The following is a 21209-nucleotide window of genomic DNA, read 5'->3' on the forward strand; positions in this document are numbered from 1 at the left end:
TTGCCGTCTATGTGACGTGTCCCGCTGTCTTTCACGCCAGTCCGGCAAGCTTGTACAGGACGAGACTGCCCGCCACGGCGACGTTGAGGCTCGATCCCGAACCGACCATCGGGATCTCCACCGCGACGTCGAGCAGATCGAGCGCCTCGGGCGGGATACCGCTCTGCTCGTGCCCGAGCACCGCGATCGTCCTGCCGCGCGCGGCGCCGAGATCGGCCAGCCGGACGGCTTCGTCCGCCAGCTCGACGCCCACGACCGCGGTGCCGTCCGCGCGCTCGCGGGCGAGCCAGCCGAGCGGATCGTTCACCCAGTGGACGCAGGCGGGGCGACGCAGCGTGTTGCCCCGGCGCAGCGCCTCCGGCACCCAGGGGAACCGGGGCACCGCGAGGCAGGCGCCGACCGCGTCGCAGGTGCGCAGGAGCGTGCCGAGGTTCGCGCCGTGCAGCGGCCAGAGCGGGGCCGCGAACAGGTGCCCCCAGCAGGGGTGGGATCGGCGCCGGCGCGCCGACTTCAGCTCGTTCCGGGTGCGCGCCCGGATCGCGGGGCTCACCGGCGTCGAGGCGCTGGGCCTCCCGGGGAAAGGATCATGATCGGCGCACTTCGCGGCGTGCGCTGGCCATCGACGGGAACGGCCAGTGTAGCGGGTGAGTGCGCCGTCACGTGGGCATCCTCACGCGATATCGGGATGACAAACCGGGGGCGTATCGGTTGAACTGGATGCTGGACAGCTGCGCGAGGGCGCTGGGGCCTTGCCGACTGTCTAGTTTTTTGCCGACCCGCTTTATCGATTCAGAATACTTCCCGAGAGGAGTACCGTGCCCATCGCGCTGCTCGCGCTGGCCATCGGCGCCTTCGGTATCGGCACCACCGAGTTCGTCATGATGGGCGTGCTGCCGCAAGCCGCCACCGACTTCGGCGTCGACATCCCGACCGCCGGCCACCTGATCTCCGGCTACGCGCTCGGCGTCGTCGTCGGCGCTCCGCTGCTCACCGCGGCCGCTGTCCGGCTGCCGCGCAAGACCATGCTGCTGGCGATGATGGCCCTGTTCACCGTCGGCAACGCCCTGTTCGCGCTCGCGCCGAACCAGGGGTTCGGCGTGCTGTTCCGGTTCGTCGCCGGGCTCCCGCACGGCGCGTTCTTCGGCGCTGGTGCTGTCGTCGCGTCCGGGCTCGTCGACAAGGGCAACCGCGCGAAGGCCGTGTCGATGATGTTCCTCGGGCTGACGCTGGCCAACGTGGTCGGCGTGCCGCTCGGGACCCTGCTGGGCCAGCAGGTCGGCTGGCGCGCGACGTTCGCCGTGGTCGCCGCCATCGGGCTGGTGGCGATCGCCGCCATCGCGAAGCTCGTGCCGCACCAGGGCAAGCCCGCCGATCCGTCGCTGCGCGGCGAGCTGGGCGCGTTCAAGCGCCCGCAGGTGTGGCTCGCGCTCGCGATCGTCACCTTCGGGCTCGGCGGCGTGTTCGCCTGCCTGTCCTACATCGCGCCGATGCTCACCGACGTCGCCGGGTACTCGCCGTCACAGGTCACGCTGCTGCTGTCGCTCGCGGGCGTCGGTATGACGATCGGGAACCTCCTCGGCGGCAGGCTCGCGGACAAGGCGCTGATGCCCAGCCTGTACGTCGCGCTGCTCAGCCTCGCCGCGGTGCTCGGCGTCTTCACGGTCACCGCGCAGGGGAAGGTCAGCGCCGCCATCACGATCTTCTTCGTGGGCGTCGCCGGGTTCATGATCGGCCCGATGCTGCAGGCCAGGATCATGGAGAAGGCCGGCGGCACGCCGTCGCTGGTGTCCGCGGCCGTGCAGTCGGCGTTCAACATCGCCAACTCGATCGGCGCCTACCTCGGCGGGCTCGTCATCGCGGGCGGGCTCGGGCTGGTCGCGCCGAACTGGATCGGCGCGCTGCTCGCCGTGTTCGGGCTCAGCCTGGCCGCGGTGTCCGGCGGCCTCGACCGCAAGGCCGCGAAGCGCCCGGTACTGGCCGAAGCCTGACCTCGCGGGACCGGCCGCCACCCCCGCGGCGGCCGGTCCCCTTCGACGACGTTTAGCCCGCTAACTGCACTCCAGGCCCCTCCCGGCCCGCAGGGTCCCCGGCGACGTTTAGCCCGCTAAACGCACTTCGGAGGCCTCCCGTCGCTCGGGGGCCTCTGAGTGCGTTTAGCCCGCTAAATGCAGCTGGGGGCCTAGGTGAGCGGGCCGCCGGAGATGGTGAAGGCGATGAAGAGGATCAGCACGCCCAGCCCCGCGTAGCTCAGCGCGTCGACGGGTTTGCCCCTGATCGCGAGCAGCCCGGCCTGCGAGTCCGCGAGCACCACCCGCAGCACGGCGGCCACCAGCAGCGCGCCGCCGATGATGAGCACGCCCTGCCGCCAGTGATAGAGCCAGATCCGCCAGCCCGCGATCGCGACCAGCGCCAGCACGATGCCGAACGGCAGGTGCGTCAGGTACGGCTTCCGCCCGCGCGGCGTGACGGGCATGCTCACGAGGCGGACCGCTCCGCGGCTTCGACGACGTTGCTGACCAGCATCGCCCTGGTCATCGGCCCGACCCCGCCCGGGTTCGGCGCCACGAACCCGGCGACCTCGCGCACGCCGGGGTCCACGTCGCCGGTCAGCTTGCCGTCGACCCGGGAGACGCCGACGTCGAGCACGGCGGCGCCGGGTTTGACCATGTCCGAGGTGATGAGCCCCGGCGAACCCGCGGCGGCCACCACGATGTCCGCGCGCCGCACCTCGGCGGCGAGATCGCGGGTGCCGGTGTGGCACAGCGTCACGGTGGCGTTCTCGCTGCGCCGCGTGAGCAGCAGCCCGAGCGTCCTGCCGACAGTGATCCCCCTGCCGACGACGGCGACCTGCGCCCCGGCCAGCGGTACCTCGTAGCGGCGCAGCAGCTCGACGATGCCGAGCGGCGTGCACGGCAGCGGCGCCCGCTCACCGAGCACGAGCCTGCCGAGGCTCACCGGAGCGAGCCCGTCGGCGTCCTTCTCCGGGGCGATGCGTTCGAGCACGCGGCCGGCGTCGAGGTGCTTCGGCAGCGGCAGCTGGACGATGTAGCCGTGGCAGGCGGGGTCGGCGTTGAGCTCGGCGACCACCGCTTCAAGCTTTTCTTGGGTGATGTCCGCGGGCAGATCGCGCCGGATCGAGTTCACCCCGACCTTGGCGCTGTCGGCGTGCTTCATCTTCACGTAGGAGTGCGAGCCGGGGTCGTCGCCGACCAGCACGGTCGCGAGCCCGGGGGTGATCCCCCGCTCGGCGAGCGCGGCCACCCGCGGCCCCAGCTCCGCGAAGATGGCGTCCTTCGTTGCCTTGCCGTCGAGAATCGTCGCCGTCACGGCCCCCATTCTGGCAAAGCTCCGTGCTCACGCCTTCCGTGGGCGGGTGCTGATCGCGGCGATCCCGACGGCGGCGAGCGCGAGGCAGGTGCCGCCGAGGGTGGCGGTGGCGAGCTTCGCCGGATGCGCGGGCGCGATCAGGTCGATCAGCACCGAGCCGATCAGCTGGCCCGCGATGGTGGCGAGCCCGAGCAGCAGTACGCCGGTCCAGCGGACGACGAACGAAGCGAGCGCGATGAACACGATGCCGACGATCCCGCCAAGGTAGAGCAGCGGATTCGACGGGAACTCGCGCGGCCCGCCGCCGAAGGCGAGCGACACCAGCCACGCGAGCACCAGCACCGTGGTCCCGGCGACGAAGTTGACCAGCGCCGCGGTCAGCGAACTGCCCGACCACGCGTTGACGCGGCCGTTGACCGCCTGCTGCACCGCCATCAGCGCGCCAGCGACCAGCGGCAGGACGAGCAGCCACAGCCCGGACGACGCGCTGCCGAGGCTCCCCGAAAGCGACCAGGCGACCGCGACGAGGGTGAGGACCGCGCCGAGCACGCGGGTCCAGGTCAGCGCCTGCGGCCCGGCCGGGCCGAGCCCCGCGCGATCGACGGCGAGCCCGCTGAGGGTCTGCCCGGCGACCACGCCGACGGTGAACATCGCCACGCCGAGTACCGACACCGTCACCGACTGCCCCGCGACGTAGGTCGCGCCGCCGACGCCGCCGAGGCAGTACCAAGGGCTGAACCGGCCCTCGCGGACGCCGTGGGCCACGGCGCGGACACCTTCGCGCATCTTCGGGGAAAAAGGCACCGCGAGCAGCAGGAGCACGAGCCCGCCGCCGAAGGAGATCACCGCGGCGAACAGGGAGTCGTGCAGTTCGACGCCGAGTTGACCGTTCACCCGGCTCTGCGTGGCCATGGCGAGTCCGGACACGACCGCGAGGCCGATACCAATCGCCCGCTCTGCACCTTTTGTCTTTTTGCTTTGGTCGCGCGGGGTGATTACGGTGGCGCTCGCGGTACTCATTCTTCTCATTGTCACGTCGCCACACCGTGTCGATCCATCCTGATGAGAGTGATACCGATAACTCACCCACCCCTGCTCGACCGAGGTCAGGCAGCTGAAGGCGCCGCGGTGGCTAGGCCGAAGGGGAGGACCCGGGTGCATTAGCGCGGCCGAAGAGTCAAAATGGACCGGTGGCTCAACCGACGACCCAGCTGAACGCGACCGAGCAGGACACCCTGGTCAAGCAGATCGGCCTCGCCCTGCTGCGGGCCGCGCCGCGCGACTGGCGCCGCGTGACCGCGCAGTACCGCGCGGTCGGGCGTTACCACGAGCTGACCGGAGAGGTCGCCACCGGCGACGGCCAGACCCACGAGTGGGTGGCCACGCACGACATCGCGACCCTCTTCGGCAAGCTGCGCGCCGGCATGTACCGCGATGGCAGGGGGACGTGGTTCAACGCCCGCTACCAGCTCGATCACCCGTCCAGTTACAACCTCGAGTACGACCGCGAAGAGCCCGAGTGGGATCTCGCGCCGCCGCCGCAGGCCTACGCCGACGAGCTGAGGATGTTCCCCCGCTCGGAGGAGAACGTGCCGGACTGGTTGCTGCGCCGCAGGTCGGGGCTCGCCCCCGAGCAGCCGGGCCCGCACTTCCGGATCGCGCGGATCTTCGACGGCCAGGGCGCTGGCGGCAGGCCGGTGATCAACCGGCCCGAGCTCGAGGTCGACGAGCAGGACCGCGTGCTGGACTACCTCGACCACGCACCGGTGGTGGTATCCGAACGCGGGTACGACGTCGACCTGCTCGCCGCCAGCCCGGCCCCCGCGGTGCCGGTGGCCTTCCACACCGACGGCGTGTGGATCTGGCCCGCCGCGGTCAACTTCTACCTGCACGAGTACGGGGTCGCGCCGGAGCCCGATTTCGTCCAGCACATCCGGTCGGCCGGGTTCGCGTTGCCGGAGGTCGGCGAGCAGACCGTGCAGGCCGCCGCCGCGCACCTCACCCGCGGCGCGCCCCCGCCGCGGCCTCCCGGCCCGCCCCCGGCCGCGCCGCCGCAGCAGGCACCACCGGCGCCGGCCGCCGTGCCCGTCGAACAGCACCCGCCGGAGCGCTCGGGCTACGCGGTCGAACCCGGCTACGAGGAAAGCCTCGGCGAGCCCGATTTCGACGAGCCATCGCACGGCGCGCCGCAGCACACCGGCTCGGCCGAATACGCCCAGCCCGCCTACGACGCTTCGTCGCCGGGGTACCAGGAGGACGAGTCTGAACCCGCCAGGTACGCGGCCGAAGAAACCACCTACGCGGCACCGGCCGCCGCTTATGCGGAGAACCACGCCAACGGGCACGACGGCGTCGAAGCGCCGGAAGCGCACGAGTCGTACGACGAAGATCCGGAAGAGAAGACCGCCGAGCGGCCGGGCGGCTACGTCAGCGAGCACGAGCCGTACGACGAAGCCCCGGTTTACGGTGGCCGCAACGGCGAACACCCCGACCGGCATCCGCAGCCCTTCGACGACGACGGCGGGCCGCCGACGATGATCGCCCCGCCCGTGCTCGGCGATGATCCCGAACCGGAGGCCGCCGCCGAACCGGACGAGCCGCCGCTGCTGACGCATCCCGCTTCCGACCAGCCGGAACCGCTGCCCTCGCCGGCGCTGTCCTCGGCGGCGCTGTCCTCGGCGGCGCTGTCCTCGCCGCCGCAGGCCGACGAAGGCCCGGCGACGCAGCTCGTGCAGCCGGTCTCGGCGCCGGTCCCGGCGGCGATGTCCGCACCGGTGGCGCCCGAAGCCCCGCCCGCTCAGGCGCCTCCGCGCCGCGAGCCGTCTCAGGCTTCGCCGCCGCAGTCCGACGAACCGCCGCTGAACCAGCTGCACGCCAAGCTGGTCCAGCTCGGCGTGCCGGAGAACAGCTACCGCATCGGCGGCCCCGCCGACGCGGGATGGGGCGTCGAGGAGATCGACGAGGGCTGGCGGGTCAGCCGGTTCGACGGCGGCAGGCCCACGAGCCCCGCGGTGTTCGGCGACGCCGAGGACGCCGCGGCGTTCATGCTCGGGAAGCTTCTGCTCGACCCGGACGGCACCGCGAGGGCGTCCCGCCCCGAGCAGCGGCAGCAGGCCAAGGCGCAGCCGCCGGAAGAGGAGTTGCCGCCGCAGCGTCCCGTGATGGCGACGCTGTCGCCGGAGATCGCCACGGGTACCGCGCCGCCCGCGCGACGTCAGGACCCGGCGCCGCAGGAAGCGAGGCAACCGGCCGCGCCGCCACCGCCGCAGCGCCCGGTGCCGGACAACACGCGGACACAGATCGCGGACGCGGTCCCGATGGCGGACGCGTCGCCGCGCGGTGCCGTGCCGAACCGCGCCGACGAGGTGCTCGGTGGTGCGACGGCACTTTCCCAGCCGGTCGCTCCGCCCGCGCGGCGTGACCGGCCGCCGCGCCGTGACGACGCGAGGTCTGCCGAACGGTCGAACGGCGGGCAGCCGTGGCCGATCAGCCCGATGGCGGGCGAGCCGCCGCTGACCCTGTTCCGCGGCAAGGAACTGCGCGAGCTGCCAGCGGGCAGCGAGCTGGACCGGTTCGGCAACCCGAACGGCAACCTGACCTATGTGGCGGGCACGCCGTTCGAAGAGCGGTCGCTGGTGCCGGAATGGGTCAACCGGCCGTACCACGTGTACCGCGTGCAGCGCCCGCTCGAAGCGCTGACCGGGGTCGCGATCCCGTGGTTCAACCAGCCCGGCGGCGGTGCGGCGTACCTGTTGCCCGCCTCCGTCGAAGAGCTGGTGGCCGACGGCGACCTGATCGAACTCGACCCCGGCGAACCGCCGATCGACTGAGAACGTCCCCGAATGCCCGCCGCGCACCGGTTTCCCGCGCGGCGGGCATTCTGTTCGGCCCGTTTTTGTCGGTGCCGCGCGGTAGTGTTGAAATCAGGGGCTCCCCTGGGCGTACGAACGGTCCGTTCGTACGGACTCCTAGAAACCCGCCCGTTTTGTCGGTGCCGCGCGGTAACGTTGAAAACAGGGGCTCCCCTAGGCGTACGAACGGTCCGTTCGTACGGGCGTACGGGGCCGGGTGTCGGACCCGGCGGGATGTCCCCGGGTCAGCGCACCACGAGGCCGTGCGCCGCGGCGTAGGCGACGGCGGTGTCCAGGTCCACCCGCGCGCCGCGCAGTTTCGCCTGGGTGAGCACGTTCGCGTCCACCCGCGCACCGCGGAGATCGGCGCCTTCGAGATCGGCGCCGTGCAGGCGCGCGCCGCTGAAGTCCGCTTCGCGCAGGTCGGTGTCCCGCAGCAGCGCATCGGTCAGGTTCGCTTCGCGGAAGCGGAGACCGGCGAGGTTCACCTTGCGCAACCGCGCCCCGGCCAGCGAAACGAGCGAGAGATCGCAGTCCCGCAACGCCACCCTGACGAAGCCGATGTCCACAAAGGACGATCCGAGGAACGAGCTCGACGACCACTGGCTGTCGGCGAGCACGGTCCGGTCGAACGTGCACGACCGGAACGCGCTGCCCTGGTGGCGCGACTCGCTCAGGTCCGCCTTCGTGAAGTCGCAGTCGTCGAACGTGCAGCCCTGCGTCACGAGGCCGCGCAAGTTCGCCTCGGCGAAGTCGCAGCCGACGAACCGGCGTTTTTCCCACCTGGCTTGGGGAAGTGAGGCGTCGCGGTAGTCCTCGCCGGTCTCGATCCCACCCGGTGCCGTCATACCGTCGAGCCTGCCATACCCGTCCCTCACCACGGGATCCGGCCGAACATCTCCTTCAGCTTCGCCGCCCGCGCCGGGTTTCCGGTCGACGCCCACCCGATCCGCCCGAGCAGGTAGGCCGCGAAATCCGGCCTGCCGTCCCGATTCTGCGCCGCGGGCCCGGTGCGGGCGCAGTTGTGCAGCAGCGCCCGCAGTTCGTCGTACTCGGCGCGCGCGACCGCGGGTGCCGAGTTCACCACCAGCCCCGCGATCCGCTGGCGCTGGTGCGCGGCGGCGACCCCGGTCTTGTCCTCGCGGACGCGAAACCCCTCCTCGCGCGCGATCCTGCGGACGCCGGGCAGCAGCCGGTGCAACGGCAGGTCCGCGTCACCGGAGAAGGCGAGGTCGTCGGCGTACCGGGTGTAGGTGGCGCCGAGCGTTCCGGCCAGCCCGGCGAGCCTGCGGTCGAGGCCGTACGCGAGCGCGTTCGCCACCGCGGGCGACGACGGCGCGCCCTGGGGCAGGTGTTCGGCGGCGAGGTTGCGCGCGAGCCGCCACCGCGCCGGGTCGCCGCGGTCCGGTTCGCCGAGCACGTCGACCGGCGCGCGGGTGGTGAGCAGACCGGCGACGACCGCGGCGACCTGGTCCGGATACCCGCTGTGGCACAGCATCCGGCGGACGCGATACCCGCTGACCGCGGCGAAGAACCCTTCGAGGTCCATGCGCACCACGAGCGCGCGGCCCGCGTGCGGACGCGCGCAGGTCAGCGGCGACCGGCCCGGCCGGAACCCGTGCGCGGCGTCGTGCACCGGGATCCGGTCGAGCACGTGCCGCCGGATCCGCCGCTGCAGTTCGGCGAGCCGCGGTTTCGGCGCCTCCACGAGCCGCCTGCCGCCGGGCAGCCACCGGCACCGGTAGTGCCGCACCGGAAGCGGCGCGCGCCGGTTCCAGCCGCCGAGATCGGCGAACCACTCGAGTTCGCCGACGGTGAGATCGAGCGCTCGGGCGACCTCGGCCGGGGTCTCCCAGCGCGGCACACCCCAGCGCCATTCGCGTGGTGCGGCCTCGGACGGCAGGTCCGGTGCGCTGGGCTCGGCAGGCGCCGGTTCCGGCAGCGAACGCAGCAGGTTCGCGAGCTGACGCGGCCCGAACGGCCGGGACGGGCAGAGCGCGAAGAGCCGCGCGGCAAGCTCTTGCGCCGCCTCGAAGTCGATGGAGGTGGTCGCGAGCCGGTCGGCGACGGCGGCGGGCTCCCACGGCCCGTCGAGCGCGACGGTGGCGCGATGGAGCGCCATGCTTTCGGCATACCGGCGCGACTCCGCCGGATCGAACTCGCCGCTGCCGCCGACATACCCGAACCGCACCCATCGCCCCCGTTCGCCGGTCGAGCCGCGGCGAAGCGGAGGTGACCTTTCTCCCGTGGCCGTCCGCGCGCTCCCAACAGGTACGCGCAGCGTGCACACGCGCGTGGGGCGCCGTGCCTCAGCGTGGTCGTGCTCCCCGGGGTTGCCCCGGAGGGATGGGTGTCCCCATCTGCTCACCTCCGCGTCGCCGCAGGCGTCCCAGCGTAGCGGTCATGCCCGCGGCGCGGGTCCCGGCTGTGCGAACGGCAACACCGATTCGAGTCCGATCCCGGCCACCAGCAACCGGATCCCGGTCCCCGCGAGCGCTTCGAGCTGCCCCGCCCGGTCGAGCCCGCCGAACGGCAGCGGATCGCACCCGACGTCGGTGATCAAGCGGCGCGCCCGCTCACGGCCGCGGAAACCATCCGCGCAGAACGGAACCACGAGCGGCCGACCGTCCACTGTGGGCGGTTCGCGGCGCCACAACCCCGACGAGCACAGGTTGAACGCCTTGACCACCTCCGCGCCGGGCGCCAGCGCGGCGATCCGTTCGGCCATCGAGCGCCCACCCAGTGTGACGACACGGAAGTCGTCGGCTTCGTCGATCGGATTCGTGCAGTCGACGATCACCTTCCCCGCCAGCGCTCCGCCAACCGCACGCATCACGTCCAGCACGCCCGTGCGGCGTACCGCGAGCAAGACCACTTCGCCGAAAGCGGTGGCATCCAAGAGTTTTCCCGCACGCGCACCGTCGCCGAGCCGTGTGCTCAACGCCGCGCTCTTCGCCGGGTCACGCCCGGCGACCAGTACCCGATGACCGGCTCGCAGCCATTGGCGCCCGAGCGCGTCCGCCATCTCACCGGTCCCGATGATTCCGATTCGCATGCGGCGAGGCTAGGGATTCCGATGGACACCCCGCGGTGTCCATCGGCGGCGCGATACTGGACGGGTGACCTTTCTCGCCGACTGTCCCACCCGCACCGGCCTCGACCTGGTGTCGGGAACCTGGACGCTGGTGGTGATGCACGCGCTGCGCGACACCGCGAAACGGCCGCGGGCGCTGCGCGAGGAGATCGGCGGTATCAGTGCGAAGAGCCTCAACGAAACCTTGCGGCGCCGGGAGCGGAACCGGCTCGTCCGGCACGTGAAGATCGCCGAAGCACCGCCCCGGGTGGACTACCACCTGACCGAACTCGGCCGCGGGCTGCTGCTCGCGCTCGACCCGCTCGCCGCCTGGGTGGCCGAGCACGAATCCGAACTGCCCACCTGAACGTCCATTCCGGACTGCCAGCGGGACGGTTCCCGATCGGGCAGCGTCTCCCGGCAGAACGGGCACCGGTCGGAGTGGTTCAATCGAACCATGTCGTTCCTTCGCCCTCTTGGCAAATCCGACCTCGCCGTTTCCCCGTTCTGCCTCGGCGGGAACGTGTTCGGCTGGACCGCCGACGAAGCGCAGTCGTTCGCCGTGCTCGACGCCTATTCCGCCGCGGGCGGTAACTTCGTCGACACCTCCGACTCGTACATGAACTACTTTCCGGAACAGGGCAACGAGCCTGGCCAGTCCGAGGCCATCATCGGCAAGTGGCTCGCCGCCCGCGGCAACCGCGACGACGTGGTCGTCGCGACCAAGGTCGGGGACCACCCGCAGTTCAAGGGCCTCGCCCCGGCGAACATCAAGGCCGCGGCCGAGGAATCGCTGCGGCGGCTGGGCACCGATCACATCGACCTCTACTACACCCACTTCGACGACGAGTCCGTCCCGGTCGAAGACATCATCACCGCGCTCGACGGCCTGGTGAAGGCGGGCAAGGTCCGCGCCATCGCGGCCTCCAACATCAGCCCCGAGCGGCTTGCCGCTTCGATCGCCTTCTCCGACCGCGAGGGCCTGTCCCGCTACGTGGCGCTCCAGCCGCCTTACAACCTCGTCGCGCGCGACACCTACGAGGGCGAGCGGCGCGACATCGTGCGGCGCGAAGGACTGGCCTGCGTCCCGTACTTCGCGCTCGCCTCCGGTTTCCTGACCGGGAAGTACCGGCCGGGCAAGACCGTCGAAAGCGTGCGCGACCTGCCCGGTCTGGCGGGCGGTTACGTGGACACCGAGCGCGGCGTGGCCGTCCTCGCGGCGCTGGAGGAGGTCGCGGCCGCGCGCGGGGTGGCGATGGCGACCGTCGCGCTGGCCTGGCTCGCGCAGCAGCCGACGGTGGCCGCGCCGATCGCCTCCGCGCGCACCGTCGAGCAGGTGCCCGCACTGGTCGCCCTGCACGACCTGACCCTCACCGACACCGAACTCGAAACCCTGACCACCGCCTCCGCTTCCTGACACTTCGTGAGGCGGGGCGGCGGAAAGCGCCTGCCGCCAAGGGAAGTCAGCGGAAGTCGCGGGATTTCGCGGGGATGCGCAAGGTCAGGTGCTGCAACCGGTCCGCGAGCACGTTCACCACGCCTTCGGATTTTTCGACGATGCCCCGCACCAGCAGCGCCGGGCTGGTGCGGGCGATCCGGTGGTAGCGCCCCCACAGGCCAGCCGAGCAGACCACGTTCACCATGCCCGTTTCGTCTTCGAGGTTGAGGAAGGTGATCCCGCCCGCGGTGGCCGGTCGCTGCCGGTGCGTCACCGCGCCGCCGACGAGCACCCGAGTCCCGTGTTCGACGGTGTGCAGCCGGTCGGCTGGCACCACGCCGAGCGCGTCGAGCTGGTCCCGCACGAACTGGGTGGGGAAGCTGTCCGGCGACAGGCCGGTCGCCCACACGTCCGCGACCGCGGTGTCCACTTCGTCCATTCCCGGCAGCGCGGGTGCTTCGGTGCCCACCACGCTGCCGGGCAGCTTGTCCGGCCGGTCCTCGGCGACCGCGCCCGCCGCCCACAGCGCTTCCCTGCGCTCGACGCCGAAGCAGCCGAACGCGCCCGCCGTCGCCAGCGCTTCGACCTGGGGTGTGGTCAGCCGGACGCGCCGCGCGACATCGGTCATGCTCGTGAACGGGCCGCCGTTTTTTCGTTCCGCAACAAGCGTTTCGGCCAGTTTCTGGCCGATCATGCGCACTCCGGCGAGGCCGTTCCTGATCGCCTGCGCGCCTTCGTGCGGTTCGAGCGTGGCGTGTTCCATGCTCGCGTTCACGTCCGGCCCGAACACCGTCACGCCGTGCCGCCTGGCGTCGGCGACCAGTGACTGCGGCGAGTAGAACCCCATGGGCTGCGCGCGGAGCAGGCCCGCGCAGAACGCCGCCGGGTGGTAGAACTTGAACCACGCGCTGGCGAACACCAGGTACGCGAAGCTCAGCGCGTGACTCTCCGGGAAGCCGAAGTTCGCGAACGCCTGGAGCTTGGTGAAGATCTTCTCCGCGGTCGGCTCGTCGACCCCGTTCGCCGCGGCGCCGTCGAGAAAGCGCTGGCGCAACCGTGCCATCTTCTTCTCGGATCGCTTGGCGCCCATGGCGTGCCGGAGCTGATCGGCCTCGGCCGCGGTGAAATCCGCGACGTCGAGCGCGATCTGCATCATCTGCTCCTGGAACAGCGGCACGCCAAGGGTTTTCTCCAGTGCCTTCTTCAGCAACGGGTGATCGTACTTCGGCTCTTCGACACCGTTCTTGCGCCGGATGTAGGGGTGCACCGAGCCGCCCTGGATGGGACCGGGCCGGATCAGCGCCACCTCGATCGCGAGATCGTAGAACTTCTTCGGTTTCAACCGGGGCAGTGTCGCGAGCTGCGCCCTGCTCTCGACCTGGAAGACGCCGATCGCGTCCGCGCGGCGCAGCATCTTGTAGACGGCCTCGTCCGCCAAGTCCAAAGTAGACAGATCGACTTCGACGCCTTCGTGCTCCCGCACCAGGTCCAGCATGTAGTGCAGTGCGGAGAGCATGCCGAGGCCGAGCAGGTCGAACTTCACCAGCCCGATCGTGGCGCAGTCGTCCTTCTCCCACTGCAGCACGCTGCGCTCGGCCATCCGCGCCCATTCGATCGGGCAGACCTCGCTCACCGGGCGCTTGCAGATCACCATGCCACCGGAATGGATGCCGAGGTGCCGCGGCGCGTCCTCCAGCGCGGAAGCCAGCCCCACGACCTCCGGCGGGATGTCGTGGTCGTGGTCCTTTTCGGTCTCCCGCAACGGACCCCAGCGGTCGATCTGCTTGCTCCACGCGTCCTGCTGCCCCGGCGAGTACCCGAAGGCGCGCGCCGCGTCCCGCACCGCGGACTTCGCGCGGTAGGTGATCACGTTCGCCACCTGCGCGGTGCGCAGGCGCCCGTGCTTGGCGTAGACGTACTGGATCGCTTCCTCGCGCCGATCGGATTCGATGTCGAGATCGATGTCGGGGTACCCGTCCCGGTCCGGGGCGAGGAAGCGTTCGAAGAGCAGTTCCCATTTCACCGAGTCGACCTTGGTGATGCCGAGCGCGTAGCAGACCGCCGAGTTCGCGGCCGATCCCCTGCCCTGGCACAGGATGTCGTTGCGACGGCAGAACTCCACGATGTCCCAGACGATCAGGAAGTACCCGGGGAATTCGAGCCGTTCGATGATCTCCATCTCGTGGTCGATCTGCGCGTACGCCTCGGGGCTCTCCTCCCTGGTGCCGTACATCTTGGCCGCGCCGATCCGCACCTGCTCGCGCAGGAACTCCTTTTCGCTGAGCCCACCGGCTTCGAAGGGCGGCAGCTCGGGCGCCACCAGTTTCAGGTCGAACGCGCATTCCACGCCGAGCAGCGCGGACCGCTGCACCGCGCCGGGATACCGCGCGAAACGCTCCGCCATCTCGTCGCCGGAGCGCAGGAACGCCATTCCCGCGCCGGGCAACCAGCCTTCCATCTCGTCGAGCGACCGGCGCGCCCGGATCGCGGCCATCGCCTCGGCGAGCCTGCTGCCCGCGGGGCGCGCGTAGTGCACCGCGTTCGTCGCGACCACCGGCATCCCGAAGTCTTCCGCGAGCCTTGCCAGCACGTCGTTGTGCGCGCTGTCGTCGGGAAAACCTTGGTCGAACAGTTCGACGTACACGTGCTCCCCGCCGAACAGGTCCCGCAACCGCCGAAGCTGTTCGGCCGCCGCCGCAGCGCCGTCGCGCCGCAACGCGCTCCGTACCGCGCCCTTCCGGCAGCCGGTGAGCACCACCGCCTTGCCCCTGACCTCCTCAGCCACGGCCTCCAGGTCGTACACCGGCCTGCCCTTTTCGGCGCCGCGCTCCGGCGCGGGGCGGTCGTGGCCTTCGAGGAGACCGGACGTGGTCGCCCGGCACAGGCTCGCGTACCCTGCCGAACTCCTGGCGAGCAGCAGCAGGTGCTCGCCCTCGGGATCGGCGACCCCGTTCTGCGGGCCGGACAGCCCGAAGCTGAGTTCGGTGCCGAACACGGTGCGCACGCCCAGTTCCCGCGCGGCCTCGGCGAACCGGACCACGCCGTACATGCCGTCGTGGTCGGTGATCGCGAGCGCGTCGAGCTGGAGCCGCGCGGCCTCCTCGACCAGCTCCTCTGGCGAACTCGCCCCGTCGAGGAAGCTGAAGTGGGAATGGCAGTGCAGCTCGGCGTACGGCGTGCGCAGCCCGCTTCCGGACAGGTCGTCGCCGCGCAGGTCGTGCAGGTCCGACGGGCGGAGATAGCCCTCGCGCTTCCTCGACCACGCCGGGCTGTCTCCGCCGTCTCCGTTCAGTGCGCGCCGCAGCTCGTGCCACGGCACGTTCGGGTTGTTCCAGCCCATGTCAGCGGAGGCGCTCCAGCGACTCCCTCGGCGAGGGGATCAGCACCGAAAGCCAGTGCGGCACCGGCGGATCCTCTTGGGGATCCACTGTGGACTCCGCAACCGGCTGCTTCGAATCGAGCCACCGGCTGACCTCACCGAGGAACGGATCCTCCATGCTTCACCGCCTTCCGTGCCGTGCCGACCCCGGCTTCCGCTGCGCCTGACCGCGCGTCCATCAGTCGTAGATCCCTTCTACTGTCCACTTCAGACTTTCCCGTCCCGTCCCCCGCAGCAGCAGCGCCGCCGCGCCGGCACCGGCGAGCAGCACCTGCAGCCGGACGTGCTCCGGCCGCTCTTCCGCGGTCCACCAGCGGCTGTCCACCGGCCACGGCCCCGCCCAGTCGAGCACCGCCCTCGCCGGCGCCCTGTCCACCGAAACCGCGCACGGCCGCCCCGTCAGCACGCGCCGCGCGGTGAACCCGACCTCGTCACCGGTCGGGCCGAGCACCCGCACCGGCACCGGTTCGGCGAGCACGGTCGCGGGCGCGGGCTTCGGCAGCCTGCGCGGCCACGCCGCACCCGGCGGGTCCCGCTCGGCGCGCTGATCGCCCCACGGCACGAGGCGCACCCGCTCGCCGGGGCCCGCCCCGCCGTCGAGCACCGCGGTGAACACGCTCTCCGGGCCGAGCAGGCCCTGCACCCTGACCATCGCCCTGCTCGCCCGCTCCGCCGCGACCCCGTCCTCGCCGCCCTGCCACAGCCCTTGCTGCAGCGAGGATCCTTCGACGGTTTCCTCCGGCACCAGCCGGAGCCGCGACACCCCCGACGTCGGCCTCGCCCCGGGAACCGCGCGCAGCCAGCCGTCGAACTGCCAGCGGACCCGGTCCGCGATCCCTTCGGGGGTGAGCGGTTCGGCGCAGCGCCACACCCTCGCCAGCTCTTCGCCGCTCTCGGTGGTGGCGTAGATGCCGAGCATCGTGCACGCCAGGCCGTGCGCGGCGAGCCCGGCGTGGAACCCGCTCGCGAGGGACTTCGCCATGAACGCGGCCGCGTCCACCCGGTCGAGCGCGGGCTCGAACGCCTTGTCCACGCTCAGCTCCGGCGGCGGTTTCCGCCGGTCCGGCGGGCGTTCGGCGCGCCCGTTCGCCAGCCGGTGCGCGAGCAGGCCCCGAGCCCCGAACCGGGACACCACATCGCGTTCGGCGAGCGCGGCGAACGCGCCAAGGGTGCGCAGGCCGAGCCGTTTCACCAGATCGACCAGCTCGCCGCGCTCGGCGCCAGGCTGGTCGAGTTCGGTGATCGCCAGCGGGGCGAGGAACTCCCTGGCCTCCCCGCGCCGCACGAACATTGACCGGTGCGCCGCGAGCGTCGCCGCGAACAACCCGTCGGCGACGCCGATCTGGCATTCCACGCCCGCGTTGCCGGAGACGTGGTCGACCAGCAGCTCGGCCAGCGCGTCCTCGCCGCCGAAATAGCCCGCCGCGCCGCGCACCGGGACCGCCACGATTCCCGGCCGGACCACCTCGACCCCGACGACCAGTTCCTCCACCGCCATCGCGACGGTTTCGAACAGGCGCGCGTCCCTCGTCTCGTCGTCGGCGAAGACGGCCAGCTCCGGACAGGTGGACTGGGCTTCGCGGCGGCGCATCCCCCGACGCACCCCGCTCGCCCTCGCCACCGCCGAACAGGCCACCACGCGGTTGCCGTGCAGCACCGCGGCGGGCCGGTTCGCCGGCACCCCCGCCGCGGCGGCACCGGCGACCGCGGGCCAGTCGGGGCACCACAGCACCAGCATCCTCGGCGGCGACGATTCGTCCACAAAGGAATCCACTGTGGACATCAGCCCACTTCTTCCAGTGCGCGAACGGATTCCGCCCTCGCCACGCCGGTTTCCCCCGGGAGCAGCAGCTCCGCCTGCGCGGGGCGCGCGGCCGAGCCCCTGCCACCGGACCGCACGGTCACCCGTCGCGCGCGGAACCGGCCGTACCCGGCTTCGAGGCCCGTCCAGCCGCCCGGCTCACAGCTCAGCTCGACGTCGGCGCCCGGCCACGACCCGAACGTCACGAGCACGGCGCCGCGATGCCGCGCCCGCGCGGAAAGCCGCCGCGCGACCTGCGGCGCTGGGCCGGGGGCACCACGAGCCCGGCCCAGCGCCCTGGGATCGACCGCCACCAGATCCATCCCGTCCAGGAAGGCCGCGGTGACCGGAGCGAACTCGGCCCCTGGCCGGGGCACCAGTGCGAGCCTGGCCACCTCGACCCCGAGTTCCTCGGCCGCCACCAGGCCGAGGTTCGGCATCCCCACCACGGCGGCCCAGGCCCCGTCCGCCGTCGCACCGGCGAGCAGTGCGAGCAGCAGCGACGTGGACCCGTGAACCGCCACCGTGGTGCCGCGCCGGAGCCCGGCCGAGGGCAGCAGGTCAGCGAGCTCCGGCAGTACCGGAAGAACCTGCCCGGTCACCTGTGCGTGCACAGCGGCGGCCGCGACTCCGCTCGCCGTGCTCACCCCCGGCAGAGCCGCCAGCCGCGCCAACGGCGCCGCACGCTCCTCCACCAACCCAGCCGTCACCAGGTACCACCTTCCCCCTCACGACAACCGCCACCCGCGAAGGAACCAGCACGGATCGACGGCACCCGAGCCGCCACGGGGAAGGCAGCGGTTCGAACACTTGTTCGACTCCTTCAGTCAACACCGCCCCGCCTTCGTTGTCAAGGCGGGGCGCCTGCCACCGGTGTTCCCGGCAGTCTGGCCGCCCTGATCGCCAAGGCGGCCGACGAGGTGCTCGCACTCGGCAGCACCTGAACTTCCGCGGTGCACAATGGACGGTCGTGACCGTCGAACTTTCGGTACCGCGGACGGAATCCGCCGCCGCCCTGCTGTTGCGCCCGTGGCGCGCCGATGACCTGGCCGCGCTGGTCGCGGCCCATCGCGATCCGGTACTGCGCCGCTGGCTGGCCACCTCGCTGGCCGACGAAGCCGATGCCAGGCGCTGGCTGGACGCGCAGGCGGCGGGGTGGGCCGCCGCGACGCGGTTCAGCTTCGCCGTGACGTCCGATGAGGACGACCGCGCACCGGTCGGCCACGTGGTGGTGAAGGTCGGTACGGCCGGTGTCGCCGAGGTCGGGTACTGGACCTCCGCTCGGTTCCGGGGCCGGGGCATCGCCGCCCGCGCGCTGGAATCCCTTTCGCAGTGGGCGTTGTGCGCGCAGGAGCTGGTTCCGTTGACCCGCTTGGATCTGCTGCACGCGGAAGACAACCTGGCCTCCTGCCGCGTGGCGGCCAAATGCGGCTACGCGTTGCGCGACCTGCTCCCGGCCGCACCGCCCGAATTCCCGGCGACCGGGCACCGCCACGTGCGCCTCGCGCGATAAATCCGGCGACACCGGTGGCGATCTCCGCGACAATGCCCGGCGTGGCAGAGGTCAAGGTCGTCGTCGCCCACCACGAGTGCGCGACGCTCCGCGTCGGTGACGTGTTCCTGAAGATCGACTCCGACCAGGCGCGCACCGACGTCGAAGTCGAAGCGATGGCCATGGCACCGATCCCGACGCCGGAGATCCGGTGGCGGAAGCCGCCCGTGCTGGCGCTCGCCGCGCTGCCCGGCACGGCGCTCGGCCGCCTCGGCGAGCCGTCGACCGCGTCGCCCGCGGCGTGGGCAGCGGCGGGGGCCGCCGTGCGGATGCTGCACGACGCGCCGCTGCCGCCGTGGCCCGGCCGGAGCCACGGCGAAATCGCGGCGCAGCTCGACGGCGAATGCGAGTGGCTCCTCGCCAACGGCGTCCTTCCCGCCGAGCTGATCACCCGCAACCGCGAGGTCGCCGAGGCCGCGCTCCGGCCGTGGACACCGGTGTTCACGCACGGCGATCTGCAGATCAGCCACGTGTTCGCCGACGGCGACCAGATCACCGGCGTGCTCGACTGGACCGAGGCGGCCCAGGGCGACGCCCTGTTCGACCTCGCCACCCTGACGCTCGGGCACGAGGAGCACCTGGACGACGTCCTGGCCGGCTACGGTGCCGACGTCGACCTCGACGTGATCCGCGCGTGGTGGTCGTTGCGAAGCCTGCGGGGCGTCCGCTGGCTGATCGAGCACGGTTTCGACCCGGCCTTGCCGGGCTGCGAGATCGACGTGCTGAAGTCCCGGATGTGAGAATCCGAGGTCACCGTCCGATGTGGAGGTTGCCGAATCCGCCACCGGGAGCGCCGCGCGCCGCCTAGTGTTCTGTGATTCCGTTGGCTTTACGTTGTGTTGATGGGGTGTGGGGTTTACTCGTCGGGTGGAGTTGACGGTGGACGAGCGTGCCGAGTTGCGGGCGTTGCTGAACAGCGCGGATGTGCCGGCGACGGTGGCGACGCGGGCGCGGATTGTGTTGTGGCGCGCGGAGAGCCGGCTGAAGCAGGACGTCGCGGTGTTGGCTGGGGTGTCGCGGCCGACGGTGGATCTGTGGCTGGGCCGGTACGGCGCTGAAGGGATCGCCGGGTTGCTGGATCGCCCCCGGGGTGCTCCGCGGGAGCAGGTGCCCGCGGCGATCCGGGCTCGGATCCTGGCGGTGAGCAGGATGAGCCCGCCGGTCGAGACAGGGCTGTCGCACTGGTCGAGCCGGGAGATGGCCGCGTTCATCGTCCGGACCGAGGGTCGGTATGTGTCGCATCATTACGTGGCGAAGCTGTGGCGCGAGAACGGTCTTCGACCACAGAAGCAGGGCACGTTCAAGGTCAGCGGAGACCCGGAGTTCGCCGAGAAGGTCGCCGATATCGTCGGGCTCTACCTGCACCCGCCCGGCGCGGCGGTCGTGCTCAGTATCGATGAGAAGACCCAGATCCAAGCCCTGGACCGCACGCAGCCGCTGCTGCCCATCGACTTCGACGCCAGCGAGCAACGCACCCACGACTACGTCCGGCACGGCACCACGAACTTGTTCGCCGCGTTGAACGTGGGCACCGGCGAGGTCGTGGGCGAGTGCGCGCCGGTCCGCGACGGTGTGCGGTTCCTGGCGTTCGTGAAGAAGGCAGTGAAACCGCACGCAGACAAGGAAGTTCATGTCGTGCTGGACAACCTCTCGACCCACACCACCCCGGAGGTCCAGGCCTGGTTGGCCGATAACCCGAACGTGCGGTTCCACTTCACGCCCAAGGGATCCTCCTGGATCAACCAGATCGAGACCTGGTTCGGAATCATGACCCGCCAGTCCATCCGTCGCGGCACCTTCACCAGCGTGAAAGTCCTGATCAAGCAGATCCGCGACTACATCACGCACTGGAACACCACCGCCACACCCTTCACCTGGACCGCCACCGCCGACGAGATCCTCGCCAAGGTCCGACTCGTCCAGACCAACATCAAGAAACTCGTCGACAACAACGCAAAGTAAAGACACCAGAATCACGGAACACTAGGCTTCCGCTCCATGACAATCGCGCATCCCCAGCCGATCCGGATCGGCGTGCAGATCGCCCCGCAGCACGTCGACTACCCGGCCATCCGGCGCACCGCGGCCCAGCTCGAAGAGGCCGGTGTGGACATCATCTTCAACTGGGACCACTTCCTGCCGATCTCCGGTGACGAGCGCGGCAAGCACTTCGAATGCTGGACCGTGCTCGCCGCGTGGGCCGAGCAGACCAGCAGGGTCCAGTTAGGACCGTTGGTGACCGCCATCAGCTTCCGCAACCCCGATCTCGTCGCGGACATGGCGCGCACCGTCGACCACATCAGTGACGGCAGGCTGGTGCTGGGGATCGGCGCGGGCGCGATGGAACGGGACTTCGCCGAGTACGGCTACGAATTCGGCACCCCGGGTAGCCGGGTCGGCACGCTCGCCGAAGCGCTGCCCCGGATCGAGCGGCGGTTCGCCGCGTTGAACCCGCCGCCGGTCCGCAAGATCCCGGTGCTGATCGGCGGCGGCGGTGAGCAGAAGACGCTGCGCCTGGTAGCGAAGCACGCCGACATCTGGCACTGGTTCTCCTCCGGCGAGGAGTTCGCCCGCAAGAAGCAGGTCCTACACCAGCGCTGCGCGGAAATCGGCCGCGACCCCGGCGAGATCGAACTTTCGGCCGGGGTCGGCGGCGATCCGGGCGAGACCGGGTCCGCGCTGCTGGAGCAGGGCGTCACCACGTTCACCCTCGAGGTGCACGGTCCCGATTTCGACCTGTCCGCGGTGCGGAACTGGGTGGCGTGGCGGGACAGGCTGGGTTCCTGAC

At 71.2% G+C, this 21209-nt stretch carries 19 protein-coding genes; 8 read left to right on the forward strand and 11 right to left on the reverse strand.

Annotation, left to right across the window (positions count from 1 at the left end; genetic code table 11):
- Positions 1-31 precede the first annotated feature (31 nt).
- The gene (locus HUW46_RS14705) at positions 32-550 is read right to left on the reverse strand and encodes a TrmH family RNA methyltransferase (protein ID WP_254126182.1); all 519 of its coding nucleotides are present in this window, start codon (positions 548-550) and stop codon (positions 32-34) included.
- Between the two features lie 265 nt (positions 551-815).
- On the opposite strand from HUW46_RS14705, the gene HUW46_RS14710 reads away from it, so the two are divergent.
- Positions 816-1988: an MFS transporter gene (locus tag HUW46_RS14710; protein WP_215547813.1), complete on the forward strand. Its 1173-nt coding sequence runs from the start codon at positions 816-818 to the stop codon at positions 1986-1988.
- A 191-nt stretch (positions 1989-2179) separates the two neighbouring features.
- Here HUW46_RS14710 and HUW46_RS14715 read toward each other — a convergent pair whose 3' ends face one another.
- The 3 genes from HUW46_RS14715 to HUW46_RS14725 are packed head-to-tail and all read right to left on the reverse strand — an operon-like array spanning position 2180 to position 4356.
- Entirely contained in the window at positions 2180-2473 is a 294-nt protein-coding gene (locus HUW46_RS14715) for a DUF3017 domain-containing protein (protein WP_215549874.1), read from the reverse strand.
- Positions 2474-2475: 2 nt separating this feature from the next.
- Positions 2476-3327, reverse strand: coding sequence for a bifunctional methylenetetrahydrofolate dehydrogenase/methenyltetrahydrofolate cyclohydrolase (locus HUW46_RS14720; protein WP_215547814.1), 852 nt, complete (start codon positions 3325-3327; stop codon positions 2476-2478).
- A 27-nt stretch (positions 3328-3354) separates the two neighbouring features.
- Positions 3355-4356, reverse strand: a complete 1002-nt coding sequence (locus HUW46_RS14725; protein ID WP_442860975.1) for a DMT family transporter — start codon at positions 4354-4356, stop codon at positions 3355-3357.
- Between the two features lie 161 nt (positions 4357-4517).
- Here HUW46_RS14725 and HUW46_RS14730 point away from each other — a divergent pair, with 161 nt between their 5' ends.
- Positions 4518-7157, forward strand: coding sequence for a TNT domain-containing protein (locus HUW46_RS14730; RefSeq protein ID WP_215547816.1), 2640 nt, complete (start codon positions 4518-4520; stop codon positions 7155-7157).
- A 266-nt stretch (positions 7158-7423) separates the two neighbouring features.
- Here the strand turns inward: HUW46_RS14730 and HUW46_RS14735 are convergent, their stop codons facing one another.
- The 3 genes from HUW46_RS14735 to HUW46_RS14745 all read right to left on the reverse strand — a co-directional run bounded on the left by HUW46_RS14735 (position 7424) and on the right by HUW46_RS14745 (position 10233).
- The gene (locus HUW46_RS14735; RefSeq protein ID WP_215547817.1) at positions 7424-8026 is read right to left on the reverse strand and encodes a pentapeptide repeat-containing protein; all 603 of its coding nucleotides are present in this window, start codon (positions 8024-8026) and stop codon (positions 7424-7426) included.
- A 26-nt stretch (positions 8027-8052) separates the two neighbouring features.
- Complete coding sequence (locus HUW46_RS14740; RefSeq protein ID WP_215547818.1) at positions 8053-9300, reverse strand: reverse transcriptase family protein; 1248 nt, start codon at positions 9298-9300, stop codon at positions 8053-8055.
- Between the two features lie 279 nt (positions 9301-9579).
- Positions 9580-10233 carry an NADPH-dependent F420 reductase gene (locus tag HUW46_RS14745; protein ID WP_215547819.1) on the reverse strand — a complete coding sequence of 218 codons (654 nt, stop codon included), beginning with the start codon at positions 10231-10233 and terminating at the stop codon, positions 9580-9582.
- Between the two features lie 64 nt (positions 10234-10297).
- Between HUW46_RS14745 and HUW46_RS14750 the strand changes: the two genes are divergently transcribed.
- Entirely contained in the window at positions 10298-10618 is a 321-nt protein-coding gene (locus HUW46_RS14750) for a winged helix-turn-helix transcriptional regulator (RefSeq protein ID WP_215547820.1), read from the forward strand.
- 90 nt (positions 10619-10708) lie between these two features.
- A complete protein-coding gene (locus HUW46_RS14755) occupies positions 10709-11668 on the forward strand; it encodes an aldo/keto reductase (RefSeq protein WP_215547821.1) in 960 nt (319 codons plus the stop codon).
- A gap of 46 nt (positions 11669-11714) precedes the next feature.
- Here the strand turns inward: HUW46_RS14755 and HUW46_RS14760 are convergent, their stop codons facing one another.
- The 4 genes from HUW46_RS14760 to HUW46_RS14775 are packed head-to-tail and all read right to left on the reverse strand — an operon-like array spanning position 11715 to position 17579.
- Positions 11715-15029 carry an error-prone DNA polymerase gene (locus HUW46_RS14760; protein ID WP_215547822.1) on the reverse strand — a complete coding sequence of 1105 codons (3315 nt, stop codon included), beginning with the start codon at positions 15027-15029 and terminating at the stop codon, positions 11715-11717.
- A gap of 1 nt (position 15030) precedes the next feature.
- Entirely contained in the window at positions 15031-15186 is a 156-nt protein-coding gene (locus HUW46_RS14765) for a hypothetical protein (protein WP_215547823.1), read from the reverse strand.
- Between the two features lie 60 nt (positions 15187-15246).
- The gene (locus HUW46_RS14770) at positions 15247-16851 is read right to left on the reverse strand and encodes a DNA polymerase Y family protein (RefSeq protein ID WP_442860936.1); all 1605 of its coding nucleotides are present in this window, start codon (positions 16849-16851) and stop codon (positions 15247-15249) included.
- Positions 16851-17579 carry a hypothetical protein gene (locus tag HUW46_RS14775; RefSeq protein WP_215547824.1) on the reverse strand — a complete coding sequence of 243 codons (729 nt, stop codon included), beginning with the start codon at positions 17577-17579 and terminating at the stop codon, positions 16851-16853. The genes HUW46_RS14770 and HUW46_RS14775 overlap by 1 nt, the downstream gene beginning before the upstream one ends.
- A gap of 260 nt (positions 17580-17839) precedes the next feature.
- Between HUW46_RS14775 and HUW46_RS14780 the strand changes: the two genes are divergently transcribed.
- The 4 genes from HUW46_RS14780 to HUW46_RS14795 all read left to right on the forward strand — a co-directional run bounded on the left by HUW46_RS14780 (position 17840) and on the right by HUW46_RS14795 (position 21208).
- Positions 17840-18382 carry a GNAT family N-acetyltransferase gene (locus HUW46_RS14780; protein ID WP_215547825.1) on the forward strand — a complete coding sequence of 181 codons (543 nt, stop codon included), beginning with the start codon at positions 17840-17842 and terminating at the stop codon, positions 18380-18382.
- A 32-nt stretch (positions 18383-18414) separates the two neighbouring features.
- Positions 18415-19161, forward strand: coding sequence for a phosphotransferase family protein (locus tag HUW46_RS14785; protein WP_215547826.1), 747 nt, complete (start codon positions 18415-18417; stop codon positions 19159-19161).
- A gap of 139 nt (positions 19162-19300) precedes the next feature.
- Positions 19301-20383 (forward strand): IS630 family transposase, encoded by a 1083-nt coding sequence (locus HUW46_RS14790; protein WP_215542000.1) that lies wholly within the window; start codon positions 19301-19303, stop codon positions 20381-20383.
- 36 nt (positions 20384-20419) lie between these two features.
- Complete coding sequence (locus tag HUW46_RS14795; RefSeq protein ID WP_215547827.1) at positions 20420-21208, forward strand: LLM class F420-dependent oxidoreductase; 789 nt, start codon at positions 20420-20422, stop codon at positions 21206-21208.
- The last annotated feature ends 1 nt before the right edge of the window (position 21209 follow it).

This window comes from Amycolatopsis sp. CA-230715, from assembly GCF_018736145.1.
Classification (GTDB): Bacteria; Actinomycetota; Actinomycetes; order Mycobacteriales; family Pseudonocardiaceae; genus Amycolatopsis.